This is a genomic window from Hymenobacter sp. CRA2, assembly GCF_002007105.1.
Lineage (GTDB): Bacteria > Bacteroidota > Bacteroidia > Cytophagales > Hymenobacteraceae > Solirubrum.
Genome location: NZ_MVBC01000005.1, coordinates 44,252 through 71,030, shown reverse-complemented (window position 1 = coordinate 71,030; position 26,779 = coordinate 44,252). Strand labels below are relative to the sequence as shown.

General features: G+C 64.0%; 24 protein-coding genes. 15 read left to right on the top strand and 9 right to left on the bottom strand.

What is annotated here, in order from left to right:
• Positions 1-3 precede the first annotated feature (3 nt).
• Both B0919_RS09865 and B0919_RS09860 read left to right on the top strand, forming a co-directional pair.
• A complete protein-coding gene (locus B0919_RS09865) occupies positions 4-891 on the top strand; it encodes a UbiA family prenyltransferase (protein WP_078012080.1) in 888 nt (295 codons plus the stop codon).
• A gap of 77 nt (positions 892-968) precedes the next feature.
• Positions 969-1,580, top strand: coding sequence for a hypothetical protein (locus tag B0919_RS09860; RefSeq protein WP_217701021.1), 612 nt, complete (start codon positions 969-971; stop codon positions 1,578-1,580).
• Positions 1,581-1,594: 14 nt separating this feature from the next.
• Here B0919_RS09860 and B0919_RS09855 read toward each other — a convergent pair whose 3' ends face one another.
• Together B0919_RS09855 and rho are read right to left on the bottom strand one after the other, a co-directional pair.
• The gene (locus B0919_RS09855; protein ID WP_078012078.1) at positions 1,595-2,275 is read right to left on the bottom strand and encodes a DsbA family protein; all 681 of its coding nucleotides are present in this window, start codon (positions 2,273-2,275) and stop codon (positions 1,595-1,597) included.
• A gap of 362 nt (positions 2,276-2,637) precedes the next feature.
• Complete coding sequence (gene rho / locus B0919_RS09850; protein ID WP_078012077.1) at positions 2,638-4,863, bottom strand: transcription termination factor Rho; 2,226 nt, start codon at positions 4,861-4,863, stop codon at positions 2,638-2,640.
• 532 nt (positions 4,864-5,395) lie between these two features.
• On the opposite strand from rho, the gene serS reads away from it, so the two are divergent.
• The gene (gene serS / locus B0919_RS09845; protein ID WP_078012076.1) at positions 5,396-6,676 is read left to right on the top strand and encodes a serine--tRNA ligase; all 1,281 of its coding nucleotides are present in this window, start codon (positions 5,396-5,398) and stop codon (positions 6,674-6,676) included.
• 51 nt (positions 6,677-6,727) lie between these two features.
• On the opposite strand, the gene B0919_RS09840 is transcribed toward serS, so the two are convergent.
• Genes B0919_RS09840 through B0919_RS09830 form a run of 3 tightly spaced genes read right to left on the bottom strand, consistent with a single transcriptional unit; the run spans position 6,728 to position 7,898 of the window.
• On the bottom strand, positions 6,728-7,132 hold the full coding sequence (locus B0919_RS09840; protein WP_176132971.1) for a zinc ribbon domain-containing protein: 405 nt from the start codon (positions 7,130-7,132) through the stop codon (positions 6,728-6,730).
• 9 nt (positions 7,133-7,141) lie between these two features.
• The gene (locus B0919_RS09835; protein WP_078012075.1) at positions 7,142-7,411 is read right to left on the bottom strand and encodes a UBP-type zinc finger domain-containing protein; all 270 of its coding nucleotides are present in this window, start codon (positions 7,409-7,411) and stop codon (positions 7,142-7,144) included.
• Between the two features lie 13 nt (positions 7,412-7,424).
• Complete coding sequence (locus B0919_RS09830; protein ID WP_078012074.1) at positions 7,425-7,898, bottom strand: OsmC family protein; 474 nt, start codon at positions 7,896-7,898, stop codon at positions 7,425-7,427.
• A gap of 166 nt (positions 7,899-8,064) precedes the next feature.
• On the opposite strand from B0919_RS09830, the gene B0919_RS09825 reads away from it, so the two are divergent.
• Positions 8,065-8,367 (top strand): DUF2695 domain-containing protein, encoded by a 303-nt coding sequence (locus tag B0919_RS09825; protein ID WP_078012073.1) that lies wholly within the window; start codon positions 8,065-8,067, stop codon positions 8,365-8,367.
• Positions 8,368-8,404: 37 nt separating this feature from the next.
• Here the strand turns inward: B0919_RS09825 and B0919_RS09820 are convergent, their stop codons facing one another.
• Together B0919_RS09820 and polX are read right to left on the bottom strand one after the other, a co-directional pair.
• Positions 8,405-9,475, bottom strand: a complete 1,071-nt coding sequence (locus B0919_RS09820) for a glycosyltransferase family 9 protein (RefSeq protein ID WP_078012072.1) — start codon at positions 9,473-9,475, stop codon at positions 8,405-8,407.
• 79 nt (positions 9,476-9,554) lie between these two features.
• Positions 9,555-11,324, bottom strand: a complete 1,770-nt coding sequence (gene polX / locus B0919_RS09815) for a DNA polymerase/3'-5' exonuclease PolX (protein ID WP_078012071.1) — start codon at positions 11,322-11,324, stop codon at positions 9,555-9,557.
• 99 nt (positions 11,325-11,423) lie between these two features.
• Between polX and B0919_RS09810 the strand changes: the two genes are divergently transcribed.
• The 4 genes from B0919_RS09810 (at position 11,424) to B0919_RS09795 (ending at position 14,771) form a co-directional block, all read left to right on the top strand.
• Positions 11,424-11,825 (top strand): hypothetical protein, encoded by a 402-nt coding sequence (locus B0919_RS09810; RefSeq protein ID WP_078012070.1) that lies wholly within the window; start codon positions 11,424-11,426, stop codon positions 11,823-11,825.
• 108 nt (positions 11,826-11,933) lie between these two features.
• On the top strand, positions 11,934-12,341 hold the full coding sequence (locus tag B0919_RS09805) for an EVE domain-containing protein (protein WP_078012069.1): 408 nt from the start codon (positions 11,934-11,936) through the stop codon (positions 12,339-12,341).
• A gap of 276 nt (positions 12,342-12,617) precedes the next feature.
• On the top strand, positions 12,618-14,150 hold the full coding sequence (locus tag B0919_RS09800) for a hypothetical protein (RefSeq protein ID WP_139362033.1): 1,533 nt from the start codon (positions 12,618-12,620) through the stop codon (positions 14,148-14,150).
• Positions 14,151-14,210: 60 nt separating this feature from the next.
• Positions 14,211-14,771, top strand: a complete 561-nt coding sequence (locus B0919_RS09795) for a DUF4252 domain-containing protein (RefSeq protein WP_078012067.1) — start codon at positions 14,211-14,213, stop codon at positions 14,769-14,771.
• Positions 14,772-15,321: 550 nt separating this feature from the next.
• On the opposite strand, the gene B0919_RS25935 is transcribed toward B0919_RS09795, so the two are convergent.
• Together B0919_RS25935 and B0919_RS09785 are read right to left on the bottom strand one after the other, a co-directional pair.
• The gene (locus B0919_RS25935) at positions 15,322-16,785 is read right to left on the bottom strand and encodes an OmpA family protein (protein ID WP_078012066.1); all 1,464 of its coding nucleotides are present in this window, start codon (positions 16,783-16,785) and stop codon (positions 15,322-15,324) included.
• A 253-nt stretch (positions 16,786-17,038) separates the two neighbouring features.
• Positions 17,039-18,328: an aminopeptidase P N-terminal domain-containing protein gene (locus tag B0919_RS09785; RefSeq protein WP_078012065.1), complete on the bottom strand. Its 1,290-nt coding sequence runs from the start codon at positions 18,326-18,328 to the stop codon at positions 17,039-17,041.
• A 142-nt stretch (positions 18,329-18,470) separates the two neighbouring features.
• On the opposite strand from B0919_RS09785, the gene B0919_RS09780 reads away from it, so the two are divergent.
• The 7 genes from B0919_RS09780 to B0919_RS09750 all read left to right on the top strand — a co-directional run bounded on the left by B0919_RS09780 (position 18,471) and on the right by B0919_RS09750 (position 26,657).
• Entirely contained in the window at positions 18,471-18,956 is a 486-nt protein-coding gene (locus B0919_RS09780) for a hypothetical protein (RefSeq protein WP_078012064.1), read from the top strand.
• A gap of 29 nt (positions 18,957-18,985) precedes the next feature.
• On the top strand, positions 18,986-19,441 hold the full coding sequence (locus tag B0919_RS09775) for a hypothetical protein (RefSeq protein ID WP_078012063.1): 456 nt from the start codon (positions 18,986-18,988) through the stop codon (positions 19,439-19,441).
• Between the two features lie 88 nt (positions 19,442-19,529).
• Entirely contained in the window at positions 19,530-20,585 is a 1,056-nt protein-coding gene (locus B0919_RS09770) for a glycosyltransferase family 9 protein (RefSeq protein ID WP_078012062.1), read from the top strand.
• 243 nt (positions 20,586-20,828) lie between these two features.
• Positions 20,829-22,067, top strand: coding sequence for a M16 family metallopeptidase (locus B0919_RS09765; RefSeq protein WP_078012061.1), 1,239 nt, complete (start codon positions 20,829-20,831; stop codon positions 22,065-22,067).
• A 158-nt stretch (positions 22,068-22,225) separates the two neighbouring features.
• Positions 22,226-22,699 carry a YDG/SRA domain-containing protein gene (locus tag B0919_RS09760; RefSeq protein WP_078012060.1) on the top strand — a complete coding sequence of 158 codons (474 nt, stop codon included), beginning with the start codon at positions 22,226-22,228 and terminating at the stop codon, positions 22,697-22,699.
• A gap of 170 nt (positions 22,700-22,869) precedes the next feature.
• Positions 22,870-23,517 carry an O-methyltransferase gene (locus tag B0919_RS09755; protein ID WP_078012059.1) on the top strand — a complete coding sequence of 216 codons (648 nt, stop codon included), beginning with the start codon at positions 22,870-22,872 and terminating at the stop codon, positions 23,515-23,517.
• A 116-nt stretch (positions 23,518-23,633) separates the two neighbouring features.
• On the top strand, positions 23,634-26,657 hold the full coding sequence (locus B0919_RS09750) for an outer membrane beta-barrel protein (RefSeq protein WP_078012058.1): 3,024 nt from the start codon (positions 23,634-23,636) through the stop codon (positions 26,655-26,657).
• The last annotated feature ends 122 nt before the right edge of the window (positions 26,658-26,779 follow it).

Here is a 26,779-nt window from a genome sequence, read left to right as displayed (position 1 = left end):
GCCATGCTCCTGCCCGCTTACCGCCGCGCCCTGCCGCTGCTGCGCATTCCGTTCTCGGTGTACCTGATGCCGGTGTACTGGTTTGCGCTGAGTGCGTTGCGCGGGCCGTTTTCGGTGGGGCAGGCGGCGGGTGTGTTCGTGGTGCTGCACCTGCTGGCCTACCCCGCCTCCAACGGGTACAACTCCTGGTTCGACCGCGACGAGGGCAGCATCGGCGGCCTGGAGCGCCCGCCCCAGGTCACGCGCGAGCTGTGGCACCTGGTACTGCTCTTCGATGGGCTGGCCGTGCTCGGCGCCGCGCTGGTGTCGCTGCCGTTTGCGGGCCTGCTGGCCGTGTACCTGCTTGTCTCGAAAGCCTACAGCTACGAGCGGATTCGCCTCAAGAAGTACCCCGTCATCAGCACGCTGGTGGTGGTGCTGTTTCAGGGTGCGTTTACCTTTCTGATGACGCAGGTGGGGGCCGGCGGCGCCCCCGACGAAATCCTCGCCCCGGCTAACCTGCTGGTGGCCGGGGTCAGCAGCCTGTTCCTGTGCGGCTCGTACCCGCTCACGCAGGTGTACCAGCACCAGGAAGACCGGCAGCGCGGCGACCAGACGCTGAGCCTGCTGCTGGGCGTGCGGGGCACCTTCCTGTTTGCCGGCCTGGGGCTGCTGACCGGGGCGCTGGTGCTTGGCTATGCTTACTGGCTGCGCCGGGAACTGTTGTTTCTGGCCGTATTTGCCGTGGCCACCCTGCCCGTGGTAGCGCTGTTTACCCGCTGGGTGTGGCAGGTGTGGGAAGCGCCGGCCGCCGCCGATTTTCGGCGCACCATGCGCATGAATCAGGTATCGTCCCTATGCCTGAGCGCGGCGTTTATTCTGATGCTGGCCCTGCGCCACTGGCGCTACTGAGGCCGGTTGCCAGCTCAACACTCGCCGGTTTGGCCGCGTACAGTTTCGCTATGAAAGTATGCCGCTTTGCCCCCTTCTTGCTCACAGCCGCTCTGCTGACGGCCTGTTCCACGCCTTCTACCGACCGTAGTGCCGGCCCGCCTTCGGCCGCTACCGATTCCAGCGACGCCCCTCCCCTGGCGCCCATGGACACCACGGCGGCCTCGGCCACCAATGTGCACTCCGACACGCTCAAGGCCGTGCGCACCCGCCACTTATTCTCCTCTCCTTCCGCTCCCGATCTGTTTCAGCTGGTGCTGCGCGGCGACTCGCTGCTCGGCGGCGAGGCCACGTTCACCATTACCGCGGCCGATGGCACCGTCATCTTCCGCGAAGCCCTGAGCTCGGCTGATTTGGAAGCCTCCATGGTGTACGAGATGAACAAACCCGACGCTACCCGGCAGGAACGTGAAGCCTTCCTACGCCGACGCATGGGCGAATTCTTCGCTCCCAAGAACTTCCACCAGCCGGCCATCGACCCCAAAGCCACCTACCAGCCGGGCACCGTCGACCGGGTGGTGTGGGACGATCTACGCAAGCGCAACGGTACCGTGAGCTTTCAGTACCTGGTGGGCAAGGAAGACGGCCGCCGCATTGCCTGGTCGCCGCTGCGCAGGCAGGTGGTGCGCATCGGCGGCTTCGGCGGGTAGGCGCGGCAGACCGTTTAGGCTTGAGGCTGGGGCGCCGCGCCGGGTGCGGCCGTTTCCTGCAACAGTTGCTCCAGGCCGGCTTTCAGCGCCTCGTAGGGCTGGTAGCCGCGCGCCAGCACGTAGCCATCCTGGCCGTGCACGAGGATGAGCGTGGGAAAACCCTGCACGCCGAGCTGACGCACCACCTCAAACTCCTGCTGCGTGGCCTGCCGGCTGGCGTCGTTGTCCCACCAGCGCAGAAACTCCTCGGGGTCGAGGCTAAACTGCCGGGCCAGTTCGGTATAGGTTTCGGGCGCGTTCAGGTCGCGGCCTTCTACGAAATGCGCCCGCTGCAAGGCATGAGCAAAGGCGGCCTCGCGGTTCAGCGGGTCGAGTTGCTTGAACACCATCAGCGCGCGGCTCGGCGGCTCGGAGTTGCTGATGTAGCTGCCTTCTTCGCCTAGGCGCCGGTACGCGTCGCCAAACGCTACGCCCGTTACCTCGGTTACCTGCTGCGAAGCCTGGCTCACGAATTCCCACACGTTGCGGATGGGTTGCACGTCCGGCCCCGTCACCATGCCGCCGCTCAGTACCGTGGTGGGCACCCGGTCGGCGTATTCCTCGGCCAGCCGCTCGCTAACGGCCCCGGTGCCGTAACACCAGCCGCATAGCGGATCGAAAATGTAGAGCAGTTGAACGGCAGCAGTGGCAGACATAGCAGGCAATGGTAAACGACGAAGGGTAGTGTCGGCCTGCGAAAGTACGGTCTGCTTGGCAACAGACAGGCCGGGTGGAATTAGACCAACAACAATCAATATTATTTATCAACCATAAAGCTTCACTATTCTACCGTTAACTTTTCACTGGCCAACTTAGCTCTATCAAGCTAGCACCTACCTCCATTAACCATCACTTGATTCTCTGCGGCTTCGCTGGTTGTGCGGCTGCACTTACTTGTGGCAACCGCCACGACGCAGCGACCAAGGCACAGCCACCGCCTGATCATCACCCGGAAAACACAACGGCCCGCCGGACAGCATTGTCCGGCGGGCCGTTGGCTTGTAGAACGTGCGGTTGATTAGCCGTTCATCGACACCAGGAATTCCAGGTTGTCGCGGGTGCCCTTCATGCGGTCCTTGAGGAACTCCATGGCCTCGGTGGCCGACATGTCGGACATGAACTTGCGCAGTACCCAAGTACGGCTCAGCTCGTCCTTGCCCATGAGCAGGTCTTCGCGGCGCGTGCCCGAAGCCGGCACATCGATGGCCGGGAAAATGCGCTTGTTGGCCAGCTTCCGATCCAGCACCAGTTCCATGTTGCCGGTGCCCTTGAATTCTTCGAAGATAACCTCGTCCATCTTCGAGCCCGTGTCAATCAGCGCCGTCGCAATGATGGTCAGCGAGCCGCCATTTTCCACGTTGCGGGCCGCCCCGAAGAAGCGCTTGGGCTTCTGCAGCGCGCCGGCGTCGATACCACCCGACAGGATGCGGCTCGACGAAGGCTGCACCGTGTTGTAGGCGCGGGCCAGGCGGGTGATGGAGTCGAGCAGAATGACCACGTCGTGGCCGCATTCCACCAAGCGCTTGGCCTTGTCCAGCGCCATGGCGGCGATTTTCACGTGGCGGTCGGCCGTTTCGTCGAAGGTCGAGCTGAGCACCTCGGCTTTCACCGTGCGCTGCATCTCGGTTACTTCCTCGGGGCGTTCGTCGATGAGCAGAATCATCAGGTACACCTCGGGGTGGTTTTCGGCGATGGAGTTGGCAATTTCCTGCAGCAGCACCGTTTTGCCCACCTTGGGCTGGGCCACGATCAGGCCGCGCTGCCCCTTGCCGATGGGAGCAAACAGGTCAAGAATACGCGTGCTGAGCTGGTTGGGCGTGGTGGTGAGCTTCAGGCGCTCATCGGCGAAGAGCGGCGTGAGGTGCGAGAAGGAAATCCGGTCGCGCACATCTTCCACCGAGCGGCCGTTGATGTTCTCCACCGACACCAGCGCGTAGTACTTTTCGCCTTCTTTGGGCGGACGCACCGTGCACTTCACCGTGTCGCCGGCCTTCAAGGAGTACTGCTTCACCTGCTGCGGCGACACGTAAATGTCGTCGGGCGAGGCGAGGTAGTTGTAGTAAGGCGAGCGGAGGAAGCCGTAGCCACCGTCGGGCATCATTTCCAGGGCGCCTTCGCTCGGAATGGTGATTTCCAACGAATCCACGCGGGGCGCCTGCGGGGCGCGCTGCTGTTGCTGCGGCTGCTGCTCGCCGGCCGGGCGCGGCTGCTGCCGGTCACGGTCGCGGTTGAACCGGTCGCCTCGTTGCTCATCGCGGCGGCCTTCCTCGCGGCCTTCCCGGCGCTGCTCGTCGCCGCGGCGGGGTTCGTCACGGCGCAGTTCCTCGCGGCGCGGCTCGTCCCGACGCAGCTCATCGCGGCGCACTTCTTCCCGGCGGGGCTCATCCGGGCGGCGTTGCTCATCGTTGCGGCGCGGCTCGTCGCGGCGCAGGTCGCGGCCGTCCCGGTTTTCGCGGGGCTCCCGCCCGTCGCGCACCTCCCGCTCTTCGCGGGGCGGCTGGGGCACGATAATGCGCGGGGCATCGGGGTTCGGGCGCGGTGCGGGCGGAGTAGCTACGCCCTGTGCACCTTCCTGCGGACGGTTGCGGTCGGGCCGTGGGGCGTCGCGGCGGTAGTCAGCGGGCCGGATTTCACGCGGCTCGCGGCCGGGCTGCGGCACTACGAAGCGCACCGGGCGGGGTACCTCTTCGGCCGGACGCGGCGCCGGGGCTTCCACGGGCGGCGCTACCGCTTCCTGTAGCGGCGCGGGCACATCCAGTACGGGAGTAGCTACTTCGGCTACAGGAGCCTCGGCAACTTCAGCGGCAGCCACCGGAGCGGCGTTGCGGCTGCCACGGGCAGGGCGTTGGCCGCCGCGCGGGGTGCGGCCATTGGTAGCAGGGGCGGCGGGCGCAGCCGGGGCTTCTTCGGCCACGGCCACTGGGGCTTCGGCTACCACCGCAGCAGCCGGAGCAGCGGCGGCAGCGGCTTTCGCTACGCCGTTGCGGCTGGTGCGGCGCTCGGGGCGGGCTGGTGCCGCCGGGGCCGCTGGCGCTTCGGCCGCGGGAGCGGCGACAGGGGCTTCGTTTTCGGTGGTATCGCGCTTGCTGGGCAGTTTATCGAGCGGCGTAATGGCCTGCTGATCCAGAATCTTATAAATCAAGTCCTGCTTGCTCAGGCGGCGGAAATTGCCCACGTTCAAGGATTCGGCAATTTCCTTCAGCTCGGACAACAACCGGTCCTTGAGCTCGTCAATAGTGTACATAAAGAGGTACGGGGAGGGAAAATCGGGGTGGAGATGCCCGGCAACGGCCGCCGTGGCCCAGCCTATGCAGGCCGCCACGACACACAACCCAACGGTAACGCAGCGCTGACGCGCGGGCAGAGTGGCAAAACAGGTAGAGGGTCCGGGCGCTGGGACTGAAACGGTTCGGGCGATTCGCTCGGGGCGAAGCCCGGCCTCGGGCGCCGGCTTGCTTCCGCAATGTTACGCAATACGCCCAAAAGCCCCAATAGGATACAGCTTTTTTATGGACGCCGGGCAGAAATTTAACTATTCGCAGATGGGGAAAGTTCAGCCCGGCCCAGCAGGCCCATTAGCGGCGCATCTGCATACGCAGCTTTGCAGAGTGTTTTGCCTTTACCTCGCCTGCTGAATTCCCTATTATAAGCTGACCGATGCGCATGCCACCAGCTACGAGTGGAAGAGCGACTAACCCAACGAGTAGCGGCCCGTACTGCCGGGCACGGGCGAAAACCGCTACTTTTGCCCCGTTTCATTGTGTTTTGACTGCGTTATGCTGCAAGTTTCCGTTCTGAAGGAGCAAACCGACCGCGTGCTGGCCGGCCTAGCGAAAAGGAATTTCCCCAATGCCGAAGCCGAGGTGCAGCGCATCCTGAGCCTGGATCAGCGCCGCCGCCAGCTGCAAACCGAGCACGACTCGGCGCAGGGCGAGGCCAACAAGCTGGCGCAGCAGATCGGCGGGCTGATGAAGAGCGGCGACAAGGCCGGCGCCGAGACGCTGAAGGTGCGCACCGCGGAGCTGAAGCAGCAAACCAAAGCCGCCGCCGAAGAGCTGACGCAGACCGAAAAGGAGCTGCAGGACGCGCTGTACCGCATCCCGAACGTGCCGCACGCGAGCGTGCCTGCCGGCCGCTCGGCCGACGACAACGAAGTGGTGCGCGAAGTAGGCCAGAAGCCCGAGCTGCCTGCCGACGCGCAGCCGCACTGGGAGCTGATCAAGAAGCTCGATATCATCGACTTCGAGCTGGGCAACAAGATTACCGGCGCCGGTTTCCCCGTGTACAAGGGCCAGGGCGCCCGTCTGCAGCGCGCCCTCATCAACTTCTTCCTGGAGCAGGCCATCGACGCGGGCTACACCGAAATCCAGCCGCCGATTCTCATCAACGAGGCGTCGGGCTACGGCACCGGCCAGCTGCCCGACAAGGAGGGCCAGATGTACCACGCCACGGCCGATGACCTGTACCTGATTCCGACGGCGGAGGTGCCCATCACCAACCTCTACCGCGACGAAATCATCCCGACGGAGCGCCTGCCCATCCGCAACGCGGGCTACACGCCCTGCTTCCGCCGCGAGGCCGGCTCCTGGGGCGCCCACGTGCGCGGCCTGAACCGCCTGCACCAGTTCGACAAGGTGGAAATCGTGCAGATTGCCAAGCCCGAAGACAGCTACGCGGCTCTCGACGGCATGGTGGCCCACATCGAAGGGCTCTTGCAGCAGCTGGGTCTGCCCTACCGCGTGCTGCGCCTCTGTGGTGGCGACATGGGCTTCACCTCGGCCCTGACCTACGACCTGGAAGTGTGGTCGGCGGCGCAGCAGCGCTGGTTGGAGGTCAGCTCGGCCTCAAACTTCGAAACCTACCAGGCCAACCGCCTGAAACTGCGTTACCGCGACGAAAACAACAAAACCCAGCTGCTGCACACGCTCAACGGCTCGGCGCTGGCGCTGCCGCGCATCGTGGCGGCCTTGATGGAAAACAATCAGCAGCCTGATGGTACCATCAAGCTGCCCGAGGTGCTGCACCGCTATTGCGGATTTCAGCAGCTGGGACAATAAATAGCTTAGCTTGAATAAAAAAGGTCCGTCATTTCATTTGACGGACCTTTTTTATTCCCTGAACAAATCGGGCCGTTTTAGGAGCAACGGCCGCGGATCGGCACTCATGTCGTCTTTGCCGAAACCGCACTGCGGGCAGTAGCGGGCCTGCGGTGTGCGCAGCGGCTTGTGACACTGCGGGCAGGGCGGGCCGAACTGGGCTGTGCTATGGTGGTACACGGCGTTGGGGTTGGTTTCCTCGAAGCCAGTCAGCAGGCGGTACATTTCCAGCATGGGCCGAAAACGTTCGGCCAGGCCCTCCAGCGCCAGGGGAGCCAACGCAGACCCGCCGCGTCTCAACCGCTCCTGCTCCACCAGCCCCATGCCTTCTTCCCTGGCCCGTATCATCAGCCGAAACTCGGCGGGCTCCAGCATGGGCATATCCTGCTGGCAGCGCCAGCACCACAGGATTTTCATCGCGGCAGCTTAGTACTCGGCAAATGACTGGTCGGCGAAGCACCAGAGCCACCTTTCGCCGGGTTCGGCGGAAGCAATGACCGGGTGCTGGGTAGCGTGGTAGTGCCGGGTGGCGTGCTTGTTCTTGGAGTCGTCGCAGCAGCCGACGTGGCCACACTCCTGGCACACGCGCAGGTGCACCCAGGTGTCGCCCTGGGCGATACATTCGGCGCAGGCGTACTCGGCGGCGGGCGTGACGTGGTTGAGGGCGGCGAGATGGGAGCAGAGTTTGCGCTGCATAGCTACGGCAGTGTCAGGCGGGAAATGATTCTTCGGCGGGCAGCAGCCGGGTGCTGATGCGCACGCCGGCCAGCAGGGTTTTCTGCACGGGGCACTTCTGCGAAATCTGCTCCAGCCGCTGCCGTTGCGCTTCGCTCAAGTCGCCGAGCAGGCGTAGCTCCTTGTGAATTTCGTCCAGCCGCGCATCGGCAGCTTCGCAGGCCTGGCAGTCCTGCACGTGTACCCGCTGGTGGCGCAGGCGCACTTCGATGCCGTCGAGCGGCCAGTTTTTCTGGGTGGCGTAGAGGCGCAGCGTAATGGCGGTACAGGCCCCGAGGGCGGAGAGCAGCAGGTCGTAGGGCGTGGGGCCGCGGTCCTGACCGCCCACGCCGAGGGGCTCGTCGATGATGTAGGTGTGGCGTCCGGCCTGTACGTCGGCCATCAAGGCATCGGGGCCAACGCGCACCAGCACGGTGTACGGCGCGGGGGCAGTGGTAGCAGCTTCCATAGGTGAAGATTAAGCGAGAGGTGTGGGTGGCAGCAAGACCGAAAAGGTAGCCAATGCGGCTGGTTTGTGCGGCGGATGGGTGGATAAAGTTGCGCGGCCTCCTGCGGCCCACTAGCTTGGTAAAGCTCAACTGCTTAACTTACCCCTGAAGCTTACTCCCTTGCCTATGCTCGCCGCTACTGAACATCCTCGCCGGCCTACCCTTTCGCCTTTACTTCGTCAGCCACAGCGCGCCGCCCTGCTGGCCAATCTGCCGCTGACCACCGAGCAGCTGGCCGAGCTGTTTGACTACCTCGACCAGCGCCTCAGCACCCATAGCTGCGATGATACGCTGGGCCATACGCGCTGTTTTGCCGCCGCTCAGGGCGTGGCCTTCGAGCCGCTGCGGCAGTTCCTTTCCCGCCACGGCGGCCGCTGCGACTGCGCCGTGCGGGCCAAAGTCCAGGAGCAGTACGCCGGCATTCTGTAGCGCTGGCACCGTACCGTAGCAGCGGGCTTGCGGCTACTTAGCGGGCGTCGCGGGAAGGCGTCAGGTCCAGGTCGAAGCGGATGTCGCGCATGCAGCGAAAGTGGCCCTGCGGGCACTTATCGTAGCCGATTTTGGAGCAGGGCCGGCAGGCCAGCCCTTCCACCTGCAAAGCCCGGAACTCGGTGCGGTACGGGTACATGCCGAATTCCGGGATGGTGTTGCCCCACACGCTGAAAATTTCCTTGCGGAAGGCCGCCGCAATGTGCATCAGCCCGGTGTCGTGGCTGACGACCAGCTGTGCCTGCTGCACCAACGAAGCCGATTGATGCAGCGAAAACCGGCCGCAGGCGTTGTAGATAAGCGTACGCGACGGCGGCAGGGCGTTCTTATCGTAGTAGTGCGCCCGCGGCGACAAGGCCAGCGGCGTGACGCCCGGCGACTCCGCCTCGGCCGGCACCTGCTCGAAGTGCAGTTCCACCACGTGGCCGGTGCTTTCGTCCTCGGGCCCGCCGAGTAGCACCACCGGCCGCCGCAGCTGCGCGCACAGCTCGATGATGCGCTCCACCGGCAGGCGCTTGGTGGCGTGCTGCGCCCCGATGGCAAAGGCCACGTAGCCGCGCTGAAACTCGGCGGGCAGGGCCTCAGCCACATCTACTACCTGATTGCGCGGAATGAAATAATCCAGGCCCTGGCCGTCGTCGTGCACGCCCAGCGGGGCGGCCGCCGCCAGGTAGCGCTGCACGATGTGGGTGCGCGGCAGCACGTCCCACTTCAGGTTCACCATCAGCCACTTTCGCCAGTTCAGCTTGTCGAAGCTGGCGCTGGGGCGGCCCAGGCGTAGCTTGATGAGCAGGGTGCGCAGGTTGTGGTGCAGATCCACCACGAAATCGAACCGCTCCTGCTGCAGCTCCTGCACCAACTCGCCCAACGAGCCCGTCAGGCAATGCACCTTGTCCACGTAGGGATTGGCCTCCAGCATGCCGCGGTAAGCGGGCTTGGTGCAATAGTGCACCACCGCGCCGGGCACCTGCTGCTTGAGGGCCCGCACAACGGGCGTCGTCAGCACAATGTCGCCGATGGAGGAGAAGCGCAGAACAAGAATTTTCATGCGAGGAAACTGGTTTGGCAGCTGCCGGCCGGCGCCGGTTCGGCTCCTGACGGAGCCGAACCGGCGCCCCGGGTACCGATTACCCGAACAGCGGCCCGTAGTCGGCGGGTTTCTTGGCCGGGGCGGGACTGCCGAATTTCACAGCTTTTTCCCGCCGCTGCCGGAAGTAGTCGTCGATTTGCTCCGTGGTGTAGGTGTTCAGCGTCATGGCCGCGGTCAGCCCGCCTTTGCGGCCCTGCGACACGCCGTAGCGCATGTCGGCGTAGCCGTCGGTGTGGTGCGCGTCGGGGTTGATGCTCATGCGCACGCCCTTTTCCATGCAGCGGCGCACCCACTGCCAGTCCAGGTCGAGGCGCCAGGGGTTGGCGTTGATTTCGATGACCACCTGATGCTCGGCGCAGGCGTCGATGACGGCTTCGTAGTCGATGGGGTAGCCTTCGCGGCGCAGCAGCAGGCGGCCGGTGGGGTGGCCCAGCATGGTGCAGAAAGGGTTCTGAATTGCGCGCAGCAGCCGCTCGGTGGCGCGCTCCTGGTCCATTTTCAGCCCGCTGTGCACCGAGGCCACCACGAAGTCAAACTCGGCCAGCACGTCGTCGGGGTAGTCCAGCGAGCCATCGGCCAGGATATCGGATTCGATGCCCTTGAAGATGCGGAACGGGCCCAGCTCCTGGTTGAGCCGCTCGATTTCGCGGTGCTGCTCGCGCACGCGCTCGATGCTCAGGCCGCCGGCGTAGTGCGCGGCGCGCGAATGGTCGCAGATACCGAGGTACTGGTAGCCGTTGTCGCGTAGGAATTCGGCCATCTGACGCAGGGAATGGGCGCCGTCGGAGTAGGTGCTGTGGTTGTGCAGCGAGCCGCGCAGGTCGGCATCGGTCAGCAAGGTGGGCAGCTTGTGAGCCGCGGCTTCCTCGATTTCGCCCTGGCCCTCGCGCATCTCGGGTTCCACGTACTGCAGGCCGGCGGTTTCGTAGATGGCCTGCTCCGTAAAGAAGCGCGTGCTTTTCACCAGGCGGCGCAGCGAAGGCGCGGGGGCGCTGGCCGGCAGCGGCGCGTTCAGGTGAGCGTCCGAGCCGGTTTGCAGAAACAGGCAGTTGGTAAAGTCCTCGGGCTTGGCCAGCTGCACCTCGATTTTGACGCCCGACTGCGCGGCCGAACCGCGCCAGGCAAAGGGCCCAGAGGTCCGCTCGTCGGCGGCGAGGCCGTCCACGCCATTCAGCGCCTCGTGGGCTTGCCAGGGCTGATTGGTGCCGACCACCACGCGCACGGTTTCCACCACGGGCAGGGCGCGGCGCACCTCGCCGGCCACGGCCACCTGCTCGGTGCGCAGGGCTTGCTGCAACAAGGTTACCAGTTGCTGACCGAGGTCCTGACCCTGGTTGATGAGCACTTTGCCGCGGCTCTGGGCCGTAAATTCCAGCGCAGCCAGAATAGCGTCCTGCGTCTTGGCCCCGAAGCCTTTCAGGGCGCTGACGCGGTTCTGCTCGGCCGCTTCGCGCAGCGCCTCCACCGACTCCACGCCCAGTTCGCGCCACAGCGTGCGGATTTTCTTCGGGCCGATGCCTTTGATGTTAAGCATTTCCACCACCCCGGCCGGCGTGACTTCCTGCAGCCGGGCCAACTCGGGAAACGTGCCGGTGCTCAGCAGCGCCTGCGCCGCTACGGCCGCGCTTTTGCCCAAGCCGCCTTTGGTGGTGTATTCGCTCGGATCGAGGTCAGTGAGCGGAAACTCTAGGCGGTCGATGGCGGCAGCGGCACCTTCGTAGGCGCGCACTTTGAAGGGGTTTTCGTCGTGCAGCTCCAGCAGCTGGGCCATCAGACGAAAGGCGCGAATGAGGGCGCGGTTTTCCAAGGCAGTTCGGGGTTTTGGGGCGGTAAAGCTACTACGCAAAACGGCGGCAGCAGGCCGTGTGTTCACCGCAGCAGTCGGCAAACGCGTATGTTAGCACCTATGCGACTCCCTGCCTTGCTTTTTGTCCTGAGCGTGCTCCTGCTGTCGAGCACCTGCCGTACCGATTCGACCACTGCCGTGCAACAAGCCCAGCTGAACCTGCTTACGCGCACCTGGCTGCATGCCCACGAGGAAGACCAGGGCGACGTGCAGGTGTACCGCCCCAACACCTACAGCTTCCGGCCCTCACGCGGCCGTACGGGCTTCGCCTTCGACCAGAATGGCCTGTTTACCCAGTATGACATTGCCCCCACCGACGGCGTGGAAGGCCACAAAGGCCAGTGGATGGTGATGGACGCGCACACGCTGCGCATTTCGCTGGACGACAAGAAGGAGCCGAATTACCTGCTGGAAATCGTGTCCCTGGACAAGGATGTGCTGAAGGTGCGCCGCAAGCCGTAACAGGCAGGGCGCTTGCCCCTACTGCCTGCTTTTTCATAGCTCACGGCCGCCGTCCGGGCTGTGGCCGGATGTCGTAGCGTCGCGCCGATTCTGTGGCTAGCTTGCGGCATGAATTACTGGCTCGTCAAATCCGAACCTTCCGCTTACTCTTTTGCCGACCTCGAACGCGACGGCCAGACCGACTGGACCGGCGTGCGCAACCACCAGGCCCGCAACTGCCTGGCCCAGATGCAGCCCGGCGACCTGGTGCTGGTGTACCACAGCGTAACCGATAAGGAAGTGGTGGGCGTGGCCCAGGTGCTACGCCCCGCCGCCCCCGACCGCACCGCCGAACCCGGCTCGCCTTGGGTGGCCGTGGACCTGGCGCCGCACCAGCGTCTGCCAAAGCCCGTGTCCCTAGCCGCCATCAAAGCCGAGCCCCGCCTGCAGCAAATCGGCCTGCTGCGCCAGTCGCGGCTGTCGGTGATGGCGCTACGCCCTGAGGAATTCGACACCGTGCTCGAACTCGGGCACTAAGCCTTTCTGATTTGCTGCTTTGCCTTCCCGGCCCGCCGTTCCGCCCCTGCGAAACGGCGGGCCGGTGCCGTTGGGACTGGCCAGAACCTGACCGAAGACGTAAAAAACCGGGCCTTTCCGTAGGGAATTTTGTGGGCTCGCGCATCAAGCAGGAGCCCGCGGCGGCAGGCGCAATGCGCAACGCTCCTCACCACCGGATTTGTCTTGGGGACGAAGCGCCTTTTGGGCCGATTTGCCGTATTTTAGCTAATGCTGCGTCAAGCTCTTCTGCCCGCCATGAATCGCCTTTTCCTGCTCGTCTGTTTGCTGCTGTCGTGCACGCTGCGGGCGCAGCCCGTGCCCACGCCCACGCAGCCCCACCGCCTGGAGCTCAACCTGGACCCGGACCTGAGCGACGTGCAGGTGATGCCGCTGATGGACTCCTCGGTGGTGCTGTTCGTCGAAAACCGCCCTTTCGGCTCGTTTCATCCCGAATACCGCTTCCGGCACTTTGGGCGCACCCTCGAACCGCTGCGCGAAGCCCCGGTGGAAGTACCGCGCGAGTTCGAGTTGATTCAGACCAGCTCGGCGGCCCCGTACGCGTACGCTTTGTTCGAGTCCAACTTCATTGCGTCGCGCTTTCAGGTGTTTCGCTTCGATGTGCGCACCGGCGAGGTGCAGGGCTTCTCGTTCGACACCAAGCTCGTCGACGAAGTGTACGACCTGGAGGTGCTCGATGATAAGCTCTTCGCCACGGTGCAGGTCGAGCGCCACATCACCGTGCTTCATATCGACGTGGCCCACGAGGAATTTCGCCTGCTGCCGGCCGTGTACGAGAACATTCCCACGGAGCTGACCTTCCTGCCCGATTCGGCCACGCAGCGCGCCGGCTACGTGGTGACGCAGTCCAACGGCTTTTTGTCGCGCCTGCAGGTGAAGCAGCTCTCGGCCCGCGGGCAGTTGCTGGCCTCGCGCTTCATTCAGGCCGAAAGCGGCCGCGGCCTGCTCACGGCCCAGCTCAGCCCCGGCGACAGCACGCAGCGGCTGCTGGCCGGCACCTACACCCTGCGCGACTCGCGCTACTCGCAGGGCCTGTTTGCTTCCAATCTGCCGCCCGACCCGACCCTGCGCCCGTCGCTGCGCTTCTACGACTTCACGGTGCTCAAGCACTTCTTCGACTTCATGAAGCCGCGCCGCGCCGAGCGGCTCCGCAGCCGCAGCGCCGAGCTACGCGCCGCCGGCCGCGAGCTGCGCCTGCGCTACCGCATCCTCACCCACCGCATGATACCGTTTCAGGATGGCTACGTGCTGGTGGGCGAGGTGTACTACCCACGCTACCGTTCCGACAACCCGTACTACTACGGCAATTATGGCAACTACAGCATGATGCCCTCGTTGCGCTCGGCGTACATGCGGCCCTTCGACGGCTACCGGTCCACCCACGCCATCGTGTGCGGGTTCGACCGCAACGGTACCCTGCTGTGGGACAACACCTTCGTGCTGAAGGACGTGGAGCACTTCACCCTGAGCGAAACCGTGCGCCTGCGCCCCTTGCCTGACGGGCAACGCCTCGTGCTGGCCTACATGGACGAAGAGCACATTCGCTACAAGGTGGTGGACCGCACCGCGTCCTCGCCCAACGACCTGAACGTGACCGTGCAAACCAATACCGAAGGACGAAAGGAAAAGACGCTGGGCACTTCGCACGAGGGCATTTTGCCTTGGTACGGCAGCCGTTACCTGGCTTACGGCTTTCAGCGCGTCCGGCCCGAGCACGGTACCAACCGGCAGGTATTTTTCCTCAACGTCGTAGCTTTCGAGCAGCCTTAGCTACATCCCGGGCCAGGGTAGCCCCGTAGGAGGGGCATCCAACCTTTTTTGCACGCGCTTATGACCAATCGTCTGCTTCGTTTCTGGCCCTTGCTCGTCCTGCTGTGGCTGGGAGCCTGCCGCGCCGCCGGCCCCGAAAAGCCGGCCCGCACCGTGGCCGAGTTTTTCAACAAATACGAGAGCCGCTCGGGCTTCCACGCCACTACTTTCGAGCCGAACTTCCTCACCCGCATTGTACTGGCCCGAGTCGGCAAAATCAGCGACGCTGACGCTGTGCAGGCCCTGACGGCGGTGCGCAGTATCCGCGCCCTCACCTTCGCGCCCACCTCGTCGGGGGCCCGCGACCTGACCGAGCGCGGCCTGCTCAACGAAGTGGACGGGCTGCTGCGCAGCGAACGGTACGAGCCGCTGCCCACCAAGGAAGCCAGCGGCGGCAATGCGGCCTACCGCTACGCCGTGCGCCGCTCCGGCGACCGAATCAAGGAAATAGTGGCCACCGGCCGCCAAAACGACGCCCCCGATTCCTTCCTGATGCTGGCCATCAGCGGCGACTTCACCCAAAGTCAGGTGGATCAGTTGCAAAAGATTCTGCCGGGCATCAGCGGCGAAATCACCAAGTAGGCCTTACCTGAAACGCCCCGCTGCCGCCGGGCCGGAGCTGCTGCAGAGCTGCTTCGGCCCGGCGGCAGCGGTTTTTATTGGTTGCCGGCCTCCAAGCCGCTCTGCCTTGGTCCGATCAGGTACTGACCAGCATCCAGCGTCTGCTGCCGTGCTCTTGGCGGCTTCTGCCTAGGTCTTAATGTCCTCTGCCCTGCGCTTAATAGCATATGCCAAGGTCTTAATAGCTTCTGCCATGCTCTTACTGGGTGCTGCCGACCTCTTAATAGCATCTGCCTAGGTCTTAGCGGCATCTGCCGAGTATCAAGTTTGGGCTGAGTTTAGGAAGTGTCATGCTTCCTCTGTCATTCTTGATCTAGCGTCCGCAAAGCGAAGGGCCTTATGCGGTAAGAACGGCCATCGTTCCAACGACTCGTTCTGGCGTGAGAAGGTCCTTCGCTTTGCGGACGCTAGATCAAGGATGACAGACAGACAAGACCAGGTGTGGGGCGCAAAAAAAGCGGCGCCCCGAAGCTCGGGACGCCGCTTTTCGCGTCAGGCGCAGGGTGCCGGGTTAGGGCTGGGGCGTGGCGCCACCTTCCTGACCGGGGATGTAGAACTCGAAGCGGAACTCAACGCGGCGGTTCTTGGCCATGTTGGACGACGAAGTGTTCGGGGCGGCCGGAGCCGATTCGCCCATGCCCAGGGTCGGGATACGGGCCGGGTCGACGCCCTTGCCGGTGAAGTAGCGCTTCGCGGAAGCCGCGCGGCGCTCCGAGAGGCCCTGGTTGTACTCCGCGGTGCCGCGGCTATCGGCGTGACCTACGATGCGCAGGCTGTACTCGGGGTGGTCTTTCAGAGCCCGCACCATCTTGTCGAGGGCCGGGTACGAGGAGGGCAGCAGCTGGGTGCTATTGGTGCGGAAGCGCACGGGCTGCTCCAGCTTGCGGATGTCGGCGGGGATTTCCGGGCAGCCGATGGCGTTGACCTTGGTGCCGGCCGGGGTGTTCGGACAGCGGTCCACGTTATCGGGCACACCGTCGCCGTCGCTATCCACTACCAGCGGGCAGCCGTTGGCGTCTACCTGGGTGCCGCGGGGCGTATCGGGGCACTTGTCGTTCTTGTCGGCTACGCCGTCGCCGTCGGCATCGGGGCAGCCGCGCAGCGCGGCCGTGCCGGGCTGGTCGGGGCACTCGTCTTCGGAGTCGCGCACGCCGTCGTTGTCGGCATCGGGGCAGCCCTGCAGCTCGGCTTTACCAGCTTGGTCGGGGCACTGATCCTGGTAATCCGGTACGCCGTCCTTGTCCTTATCCAGCGGGCAGCCGTTTTCGTCTACCTGCACGCCGGAGGGCGTATCGGGGCACTTGTCTTTGCGGTCGGGCACACCGTCGCCGTCGGTGTCCTTGGCTTTACCCAGGCTGATGTTCAGGCCCACGGTGTGCTGCAAAAACCGGTCGTCCCACTTGTTGTCGTCGCGGTTCTGGTCGCCGTCGATGTTGGCGTTGAGCGGAATGTGCTGCCCGGTTTGCACGAACAGGCCCACCGACTCGCTCAGGCGGAAGTTGATGCCGGCCGCGCCAAACAGGTCGAAGTAGCTTTTGTCTTCGTCGTTGCGCGCGCCGTTGTAAAGGCTTTCGCGGCTGGTGTAGGTCCAGCCCGGGGCAGCCAGCAGGTAGGGCTGCACCACGGCGTCTTCCTTAAAGGCCCAGCCGTTATTCAGCTTGAGTTTCAGGGCCAGGTTTACGTTCACCACGTTGGTGGCGAAGGTGTTGCCCGCGTTCTGAGTGCCCTTCAGTTCCGCGTAGTTACCGTGCAGGCCCAAGTCGAGGCCGGGCGAGAGGTAGCGGTTGATGGAGATGCCCGGGCCGTACTTGTTGCTGCTGAAGTTCCAGTAGTCCGAGCCGTAGTTGCCCTTGTACTGAAAAGCATTACCCATGAGGCCGATGCCCCATTTTTTGTCGGCAGTTTGAGCTTGTCCACGTGGGGCGGCCGCCAACAGCGCCAGACCCAGGACAGTGGTGGTTACGAGGTGTTTCATAGACGAAACGGTTAGGTTGGAAAAGGGCAATTGAGGACGCGAAATAAGCCACGGCCTCAAACATTAATGCCTGCCTATACCCTTTGTGAAGCCGCTTAGTTGTGTTAAAACCCACTTTTCTCGTGCGCCCCCCTTCGTAGCGCCCAGTACGCCAAGCCCTTTACCGCCGTATTGCTACTATAGCGCCAGAGTCAAAAAAATGGACCGCCTTCCTGCGCGGAAGGCGGTCCATGCCACGGAAAGCAGCCGCGGCTTAGCGGGCCATCAGCCGCTCGATGTCGTCGGCTTCCAGCGGAATGTCGGCCATCAGGTCCTCGCACTGCGAGCGGGTGATGACCACGTCGTTTTCCAGGCGGATGCCCAAGCCTTCCTCGCGGATGTAGATGCCCGGCTCGACGGTATAGACCATGCCCGGCTCGAAGGTGCGGTACTTGGCGCCCACGTCGTGCACATCGAGGCCGAGGTAATGCGAGGTGCCGTGCATGAAGTACTTCTTGTAGAGCGGGGCACTGGGGTCCTGGTTGTTCACGTCGCCCTGGCTGAGCAGCCCGAGGCCGATGAGTTGCTGCTCCATGAAGCGGCCCACGCCGGCGTGGTACTCCTCGATGTTATTGCCGGCCACCAGTTGCGACTTGGCGTACTGCATCACGCGCAGCACCGCGTCGTACACCTCGCGCTGGCGCGGCGTGAACTTGCCGTTGACGGGGATGCTACGCGAGAGGTCGGCGGCGTAGTTGGCGTATTCGGCCCCGAAGTCGAGCAGAATCACGTCGCCGTCGTTGCAGGGTCGGTCGTTCGAGACGTAGTGCAGAATGCAGGCGTTGGCCCCCGAAGCGATGATCGAGCCGTAAGCCGGCCCGCGCGAACCGCTGCGCACAAATTCGTGCAGGATTTCGGCCTCCAGCTCGTACTCCATCACGCCCGGCTTCACGAAGCCCAGCAGGCGACGGAAAGCGTTGCCGGTGATTTCGCAGGCCTTGCGCATCAGGCGGATTTCCTCCGGGTGCTTGATGGCGCGCAAATGGTGCATGATGGGCGCCGCGCGCTTGTAGTCGTGCAGCGGGTACTGGGCCTTGATTTCCTTGATGAAGCGGGCGTCGCGCGTTTCCACTTCCACCACGGCGCGGATGTGCTCGTTCGAGTTCAGGTACACATGCTCGGCCTCGTTCATCAGCGCCGGCAGCACCGATTTGAAGGAGTCGAGCCACAGGATGGTCGGAATACCGGACTGCTCGCGGGCCTGCTGCTTGGTGAGCTTGTAGCCTTCCCAGACGAGAATATGCTCGCTGGTCTCCTTCAGAAACAGAATTTCCCGGTACTGCGGCAGCTTGGCATCGGGAAAAATGACGAGGATGCTTTCTTCCTGATCCACGCCCGAGAGGTAGAACAGGTCGTTGTTCTGGCGAAACGCCATGGTGCCGTCGGCGTTGGTCGGCATCACGTCGTTGGAGTGGAAGATGGCCAGGGAGCCGGGCAGCAGCTGCCGCTCGAAATTGCGGCGGTTCTGGGTGAACAGGTCGGGCGAAATGGAGCCGTAGCGCATAGGGCAGGGTTGGGAAAACGCGGGAAAGACCGCCACCGGGGCGGTGGGCTGCAAGTTAGGCGGATTGGGTAAAGCAGGCAGCTTCGATTGGGTTTTCAAAAGCCGGTGGCGCTATCTTTTGGCCGCACGCACCATTTCTCCCATGCGCACCGAAGATTCCATCCTGGCTTCCCTGCTTCCTAGCCATCGGGTCCTCTACTGGTCACGGCGCCACTTGTGGCTCGGCCTGCTCTGCTTGCTGGCCGGATTCGGGTTGCTCGGCTGGTGCATGTACTGGATTAGCAATGCCCGCACGTATTCTTGGCGCAGCAATTACAGCGCCTATGACCAAAGTGAATACAAGTTCATAGCCGAACTATTGATACCGGCCAGCCTGGGGTTGATGGGTCTGGGCTTCGGGCAGGTACTACGCTTTCGGCTTTTGCTCCGGCTCACGCAGCTATTATTTGGCTTAAGCGTGCTTTTTTGCAGCCTGGTCGCGCTGTTTTTGCTGTACCTCTGCAGTGCGCTAAGCTATGCCGGCGTTGGGGTATTAGTCGGACCTCTGGCCGGCCTGGGCCTGCTGGGCACTGGCTCCTGGGCCGCCATCCGGCTACTACAAAAGTGGTTGCGCAGTACCGATCAATAAAGCCAAGCCGTGCCAATCTTTGCTGCGCCATGAACGACTTGCCGCCTCCCGAACCCTTAACCTCTGCCGCGCCGCCTCCGGCCCCGCCGACCCACCGAAGCCACTGGAGCTGGTCGGCGCTGGGCTTGGTGGCCAGTATAGCCGTGGTGCTCTGGTGCCAGCACTGGCTGAGCAGCGCGCAGTTTGCGGCTGAGGCGGCCCGCCCTGCCCAAACCACCCGCTACATCCAAGGCCTGTTGCTGATGCTGCCTGCCGTTAGCGGCGTAGGTTTTTTCGGTTCCCGGCTGTGGGGCTGGCGCTGGTTATCGTGGCTGGCTTTCGTGCTGCTGGGCACCGAGTGCCTGCTATTGGTCGGCGCGTTTATCGTCTTTCGCCTGCTGGGCTCGGCCACCCCGGCGCTGACGGCGCTGCTAGCTTTTGGGCTGCTGGCCTGCCTTGCAGCCGGCTACTACGTGTTGCGGGAGCGGCGCCGGCCCCGCGCCTGATCAGCCGGGTTGCGCCCCAGCGGCAATACTGTTACGGATAGTTTAGGAACCGCTGCGGGTGGTATCTTTGTAACTCTGTACCAGTGCCATGCCCAACCCGCCCGCTGATATTCGGCCCGTTCTGCTGATTCAAACTGCCTTTATCGGCGACGTTATTCTGGCCACGGCGCTGCTGGAGCGCCTGCACGAGCTGGAGCCCGCCACGCCCGTGGATGTGCTGGTGCGGCGCGGCAACGAAGGGCTGCTGCAGGGCCACCCGCACGTGCGCCGCGTGCTGATCTGGGACAAAAAAAAGAACAAGTACGGCGGCCTCTGGCAGCTGCTGCGCACCATCCGGGGCACCGGCTACGGGCGCGTGTACAACCTGCAGCGCTTCGCCTCCACCGGCCTGCTCACGGCGTTTTCGGGTGCCCCGCAGCGCGTCGGCTTCGACAAGAACCCGCTGAGCCATTTCTTTACCCGCTGCGTGCCGCACGGCTTCGCGCCCGGCCTGCACGAGGTGAGCCGCAACCTGAGTCTGCTGGAGCTGCAGCCCGAAGGCCCGCTCACCCGCCCCCGGCTCTACCCCTCCCCTGCCGACGAAGCCGCGGCTGCGCAGGCCGCCCGCAGCGCCGGCGAAGGGCCGTACGTGTGCATTGCGCCTACATCGGTGTGGTTCACCAAGCAGTTTCCGCTGGAGCAGTGGGAAAAGCTACTGCGGGCCCTGCCGCCGCACTACGCCGTCTTTCTGCTCGGCGGCCCGCCCGATGTGGCCGCCTGCCAGGAGTTGCTGGAGCGCGTCGGCCGCCGCAACGTGGTCAATCTGGCTGGCAGACTCTCCCTGCTGGCCTCGGCAGCGCTGATGCGCGGCGCGGTGCTGAACTACGTCAACGACTCGGCCCCCATGCACCTAGCCTCGGCCGTAGATGCGCCCACCTGCGCCGTGTTCTGCTCCACGGTGCCTTACTTCGGCTTCGGGCCGCTCAGCTCGTTTGCGCGGGTAGTGGAGCTGCCCGAGGAGCTGGCCTGCAAGCCCTGCGGCCTGCACGGCTACCAGAAATGCCCGCTCAACCACTTCCACTGCGCCCACGGCATCCAGACCGCGCAGCTGCTGGCCGTGCTGGCCGAAGCCGAGCAATGGACCCTGCAGCCGGCTGGTAGGTAAACCGGCAGGCTTGCCACGCCAGCACCAGCAGTCATTGCCGCGCCTCGCTCGCAATGACTGCTGGTACGGCCGCTGCCAGCAAGGGGAACCGTTGCTACGCCGAACCGTTGATGGAGCTTGCAGGTTATCTTTGCAGCCTTTGCGCAAATCCGGCGGCAGCCCACCTACCTGCGCCTACTTTCCCTTTGCCTTTCAGCACCTTGCCGGCCCTCTCTGGCGCCGCGGTGCCCGTCCTCCTATTCGATGCTCGACTACCATATTCACGAATACCCCAACGGCATCCGGCTGCTGCACAAGCAGGTGCCGCACACCAAAATTGCCCACTGCGGCTTCCTGCTCGACATCGGTTCGCGCGATGAGCGGCCCGAGCAGTACGGCCTGGCCCACTTCTGGGAGCACATGGCCTTCAAGGGCACCGAAAAGCGCCGCTCGATTCACATCCTGAATCGGCTGGAATCCGTCGGCGGCGAGCTGAATGCCTACACCACCAAGGAGAAAATCTGCTTTTACGCCTCGCTGCTGAGCACGCACTTCGAGCGGGCCTTTGAGCTGCTGACCGATCTGACGTTCCACTCGGTATTTCCAACCAAGGAAATCGAGAAGGAGCGCGGCGTGATTCTGGAGGAAATGTCGATGTACGTCGACGCGCCCGAGGACGCCATCATCGACGATTTCGACGCGGTAGTGTTCGGGCAGCACGCGCTGGGGCACAACATTCTGGGCACGCGGGAAAGCGTGTCGGGCTTTCAGCAGGCCGATTTCTTCCAGTTTCTGAAGGAGAACCTGCGCACCGACCAGTTGGTGTTCAGCTCCGTCAGCAACCTGGCCTTCGCTCAGGTGAAGCGCCTGGCCGATAAGTACCTGGCCCCGCTACCGGCCCAGCTCGGCGCCCGGCCGCGCGAGGCATTCGGCGACTACCAGGCCAAGCAGCAGACGGAAAAGCGCCCCATCACGCAGGCGCACAGCCTTATTGGCTGCCCGGCCTACGCCCTGCAGCACGCCAACCGCCTGCCGTTCTTCATGCTGACCAATATCCTGGGCGGGCCGGGCATGAATTCGCGCCTGAACCTAGCCGTGCGCGAGAAGTACGGCTTCGTGTACAGCATCGACGCCAACTACGCGCCCTACACCGACACGGGCCTGTTCGGCATCTACTTCGCCACCGAAAAAGCGCGCCTGGAGCGCACCACCCAGCTGGTGCTCAAGGAGCTACGCCTGCTGCGCGAAAAGCCGCTGACGACCTCGCAGCTGCACATTGCCAAGGAGCAGCTGATGGGCCAGCTGGCCATGTCGGAGGAGAGCAACGGCGGCATGATGCAGGTGCTGGGCAAGAACACGCTGGACTTCGGTCGGGTGGAGTCGCTGAACGAAATCTTCGACCAGATTCGCGCCGTGTCGGCCCCGCAGCTGCAGGAGCTGGCCCATGAAATCTTCGCCGAGGACCGCCTGAGCACCCTGCAGTACGTGCCCGAAGGCCGGTAAGCCCCGTATTGCCTCAGAAACGTCATGTCGAGCGCAGCCGAGGCATCTCGCTCGGGTGGTAACTTTCTCGTTGAGTTACTATCGGGCATCAGCATGCGAGATGTCTCGGCTGCGCTCGACATGACGTTCAAGCGCCTTTTCTACGTAGCGTCCCTGCTATGCCTCCTCATTTCGGCCACATCGGCTCTTACCTGCCCGGCGACACCTTCGCCTCGCGGCTGGAGCTGCGCCTGACGGGGATGCACCGCCCGGTGCGGGCCGGCATTGCCGGTTCGCAGCACACCGGGGCAGAGAGCATCGTATTGTCGCAGGTGTACGAGGACGACGTCTTCAGTGAGGACGAAATCATCTACACCGGGCAGGGCGGCCGCGACCCGAAAACCGGGCACCAAGTGACTAGCCAGGTGGCCAACGACCGAAACCTGGCGCTGATGAAAAGCCAGGAAACAGGCCAGCCGGTGCGCGTCATCCGCAAAGTCACCGACGAGGGGAGCGGCGCGCAGGTATTTCGCTACGAAGGCCTATACCGCGTGCTGAGCTACGAATATGGCCTCGGCAAATCCGGCGTGGGCGTGTGGCGCTTTCGGCTGGTACCGGAGCGGCTGGCGGCCGGGCAACTGCCCACCGCTTAAAAGTGCCCCAAGCATAACAGCACAGGAGAGCCGGCGGGCCGGGGCACAGCACCTTTGGTCCGCCGCTGCTTTTCGGCCGGAGCCCCACGGCTTTTGGCTGCTGATTTCGACTTCTGCCTGTTCTGGCTCCGTATGGATCGGAACAGCTTTTCTCCGTTACCCGAAATCCAATGACTCCGTCCGAAGCGGAAATTCAGCACTACGCCGACGCGCACACCTCCCCCGAACCGCCCCTGCTCAGCCGCCTCGTGCGCGAAACGCACCTGCAGACGCTGATGCCGCGCATGCTCTCGGGCAACTACCAGGGCCGCCTGCTGAGCATGCTCAGCCACATGCTGCGCCCGCGCCGGGTGCTGGAGCTGGGCACGTTTACCGGGTATTCGGCGCTATGCATGGCCGAGGGGCTGGCTGACGACGGCGAGCTGCATACTGTGGAGCAAAACCCCGAGCTGGAAAGCCGCGTGCGCCGCTACGTGCAGGAAGCCGGCCTCACGGGCCGCGTGCACCTGCACATCGGCGACGCCGAACAAATCATTCCCACGCTGCCGGAAACCTGGGATTTGGTGTTCATCGACGCCGACAAAATCCGCAACCAGGTGTACTACGAGCTGGTGCTGCCGCGCGTGCGTCCCGGCGGCTTCATCCTCATCGACAACGTGCTGTGGAGCGGCAAGGCCCTGCCCTCCTACCCGCTCAAGCCCGCCGACAAGGACGCCCACGCCGTGCGGGCCTTCAACGACTTCGTGCAGCAGGACGCACGGGTGGAAAACGTATTCGTTCCACTGCGTGACGGAATTTTTTTCGTCCGTAAGCGCTGATAAGCCAATCAATTACCGATTACCCACCCCGCACCGCGGGCTTACGTATACGACGCCGGTTAAACTGCCGGGTCTTTGCCCGGTCTAAGGCCCTCGTTGGGCTTCGCATTGCTGACATGAAACACGCCTTCGGGGTACTCCTTCCACTGATTGTCGTCGCGGCCCCCGCGGCGGCGCAAACTTTCCCGGTGAGTGGCCGGGTGCTTGATGCCAAGGACCAGGCCCCGCTGATCGGGGCCAACGTGCTGCTGACCCGCCTCGCGGCCGACTCGGCCCGCGTGGGCGCCGCCGTGGACGCCGACGGCGGCTTCACGGTGCCCGCCGCCGAGGCCGGCCGCTACCGCATGACGGTGTCGTTTCTGGGCTACCAGTCGCTGAAGCGGCTGGTGACAGTGAGCGACGCCCCGCTGAACGTGGGCACGCTGGCCTTGCAAGTGGGCGGCGTGACGCTGAAGGGTGTGGAAGTGACTGGCCGCGCCGCCGCCGCCGTGCAGAAGGGCGACACGGCCCAGTACGACGCGCGCGCCTTCAAAACCAACCCCGACGCCAACGCCCAGGACCTCATCACCAAGATGCCCGGCGTGACGGTGGACCCCGGCTCGGGCAAGATTCAGGCCCAGGGCGAGCAGGTGCAGCGCGTGCTCGTCGACGGCAAGGAATTCTTCGGCAACGACCCCGACGCGGTGCTCAAGAACCTGCCAGCCGAAGCCATCGACAAGATTCAGGTGTACGACCGGGCCTCGGACCAGGCCCAGTTCACCGGCTTCGACGACGGCAACCAGCAGAAGACCATCAACATCGTGACGCGCCCGCAGTTCCGCAACGGGCAGTTTGGGCGGGTGCTGGCCGGCGTGGGCCAGGGCGGCGATGGGCAGACGCGCTACCGCGCTTCGGGCAACATTAACTCCTTCCGCGGCAAGCAGCGCTTTTCCATCATCGCGCAGTCGAACAACGTCAATGAGCAGAACTTCGGCACTGATGACCTGCTGGGTGTGGTGGGCACCTCGGCCCGCGGCGGCGGTGGCGGCCGCAACGGCGGGCAGGGTGGCCAGGGAGGCCCCGGCGGCGGGGGTGGCGGCAACGCGGGCAACTTCCTGGTGGGCCAGAGCGGCGGCATCTCGAAGACCAACGCGGTGGGCCTGAACTACTCCGACTCGTGGGGTACCAAGACCGACGTGCAGGCCAGCTACTTCTTCAACCGCAGCGTAAACACGCTCAACAGCTCTACCAACCGCCGGTACACGGCCCAGGATTCGGCGGGGCGCGCCCTGCGCTACTTCGAGAATTCGCGCACGGGCAGCACCAACATCAACCACCGCATCAACCTGCGCTTGGAGCACAAGTTCGATTCGCTGAACTCGATTTTGTGGCAGCCGCGCCTCTCGCTGCAAGACAACAACAGCAACAACAACCTGGCCGGCACCACGTACCGGGCCGTGACCAACAGCGAAGACAACGGCGAGCTGCGCAGCAGCAACCTGAGCGACTACCGCGCCGACAACATGGGCATCAACTTCGGGCAGTCCTTGCTGTACCGGCACCGGTTCCACAAGCGCGGCCGCACGTTCTCGCTCGGCGCCAACATGAGCTACAACACCCGCGACGCCGACAACTACCTGAACTCGGCCAACGTGGACTACACCCGCGGCGCGACGCCCCTCACCTCGCGCACCGACCAGTACTCCAACCTGGATCAGACGGGCTGGGTGTGGAGCGCCAACGCCAACTACACCGAGCCGCTGAGCCTGAAAAGCCAGCTGCAGCTCACCTACACCACTTCGTACACGCCCAACGATTCGGACAAGAAGACCTACAACCTGGAGTCCAGCTCGGGCGAGTACCGCGACTTCAACCCCGACCTGAGCAACGTCTTCCAGAGCCGCTACCTGACCAATTCGGGCGGCATCAGCTACCGCTACAACGACCGGGAATTCCAGTGGTCGGTGGGCGCGCAGGTGCAGAACGCGCAGCTGCGCAATGAGCAGGAGTTTCCGCGCACGGCCAGCACGCGCCGCAACTTCCTGAACGTGCTGCCCAATGCCCAGGTACGCTACAACTTCTCGAAGCAGCAGAACCTGCGCCTGAACTACCAGATGCGTACCCAGGCGCCGAGCATCGGCCAGCTGCAGGAGGTGGTGAACAACTCCAACCCGCTGCAAATCACGACGGGCAACCCCAACCTGCGGCAGGAAAACACCCACAACCTGTTTTTGCGCTACTCCTCGGCCAACGTGGAGAAGTCGACCTCGTTCTTTGCGCTGATCGGCGGCTCGTACACCGATAACTACATCAGCAACAGCACCCAGATCCTGACGCGGCCCGAAAACATCGGCGGCGTGGTGGTGCCGGCCGGCGGCCAGATTACGCGCCCCATCAACCTGAATGAGCAGTACTCGCTGCGCACCTTCGGCAACTACACCCTGCCGCTGACCTTCATCAAGTCCAACCTGAACCTGAACGCCAACGCGAACTTCTCGCAGACGCCGGGTCTGGTGTCGGTGACGGGCGTCGACGGCCAGCAGCTGAACTACAGCCGCACGCCCAGCTTCGGCTTCGGGGCGGTGCTGAGCAGCAATATCAGCCCGAACCTGGACTTCACGCTCTCCTCAAACTCCAGCCAGACCTACGTGCGCAACAGCGCGCAGACGACGGCCAACCGCCAGTACTTCCGCCAGAACACCAACCTGCGCTTCAGCTGGATCATCATCAAGGGCCTGACGCTGCAATCGGACGTGAACCACGTGTCCTACAACGGCCTTTCGGCGGGCTTCAACCAGAATTTCGTGCTCTGGAATGCGTCGGTGGGCAAGAAGGTGTTTGCGCGCCAGCAGGGTGAAATCAAGCTCTACGCCTTCGACATCCTGAAGCAGAACAACAGCATTCAGCCCAACCAGACGGCGGCCTACGTAGAGGACGTGCGCACCAACATCCTGACGCGCTACGTGATGCTGATGTTTACCTACAACATCCGCAACTTCGGCGGCAAGGGCGGCTCGCCCGACCTGCAGGTACCGGAAAATGAGCGCCGCGGCTTCCCCGGCGGCCGGCCGGGCGGTTTCCCCGGTGGCGGTCAGCCCGGCGGAGGCTTCCCGGGTGGCGGCCCGGGCCCTGGTGGCCCTCCCGGCGGCGGACCTTACTAACAGCCCTACGAGCGGACCGGCAGCCTTGCCGGTCCGCTCTTTTTTGAATGGTATTACCCGGCCAGTAGCTGCTGTGGCTGCGCAGCCGATGACCTGATAGTGAAAGCAGTCGTGCGCGGCAG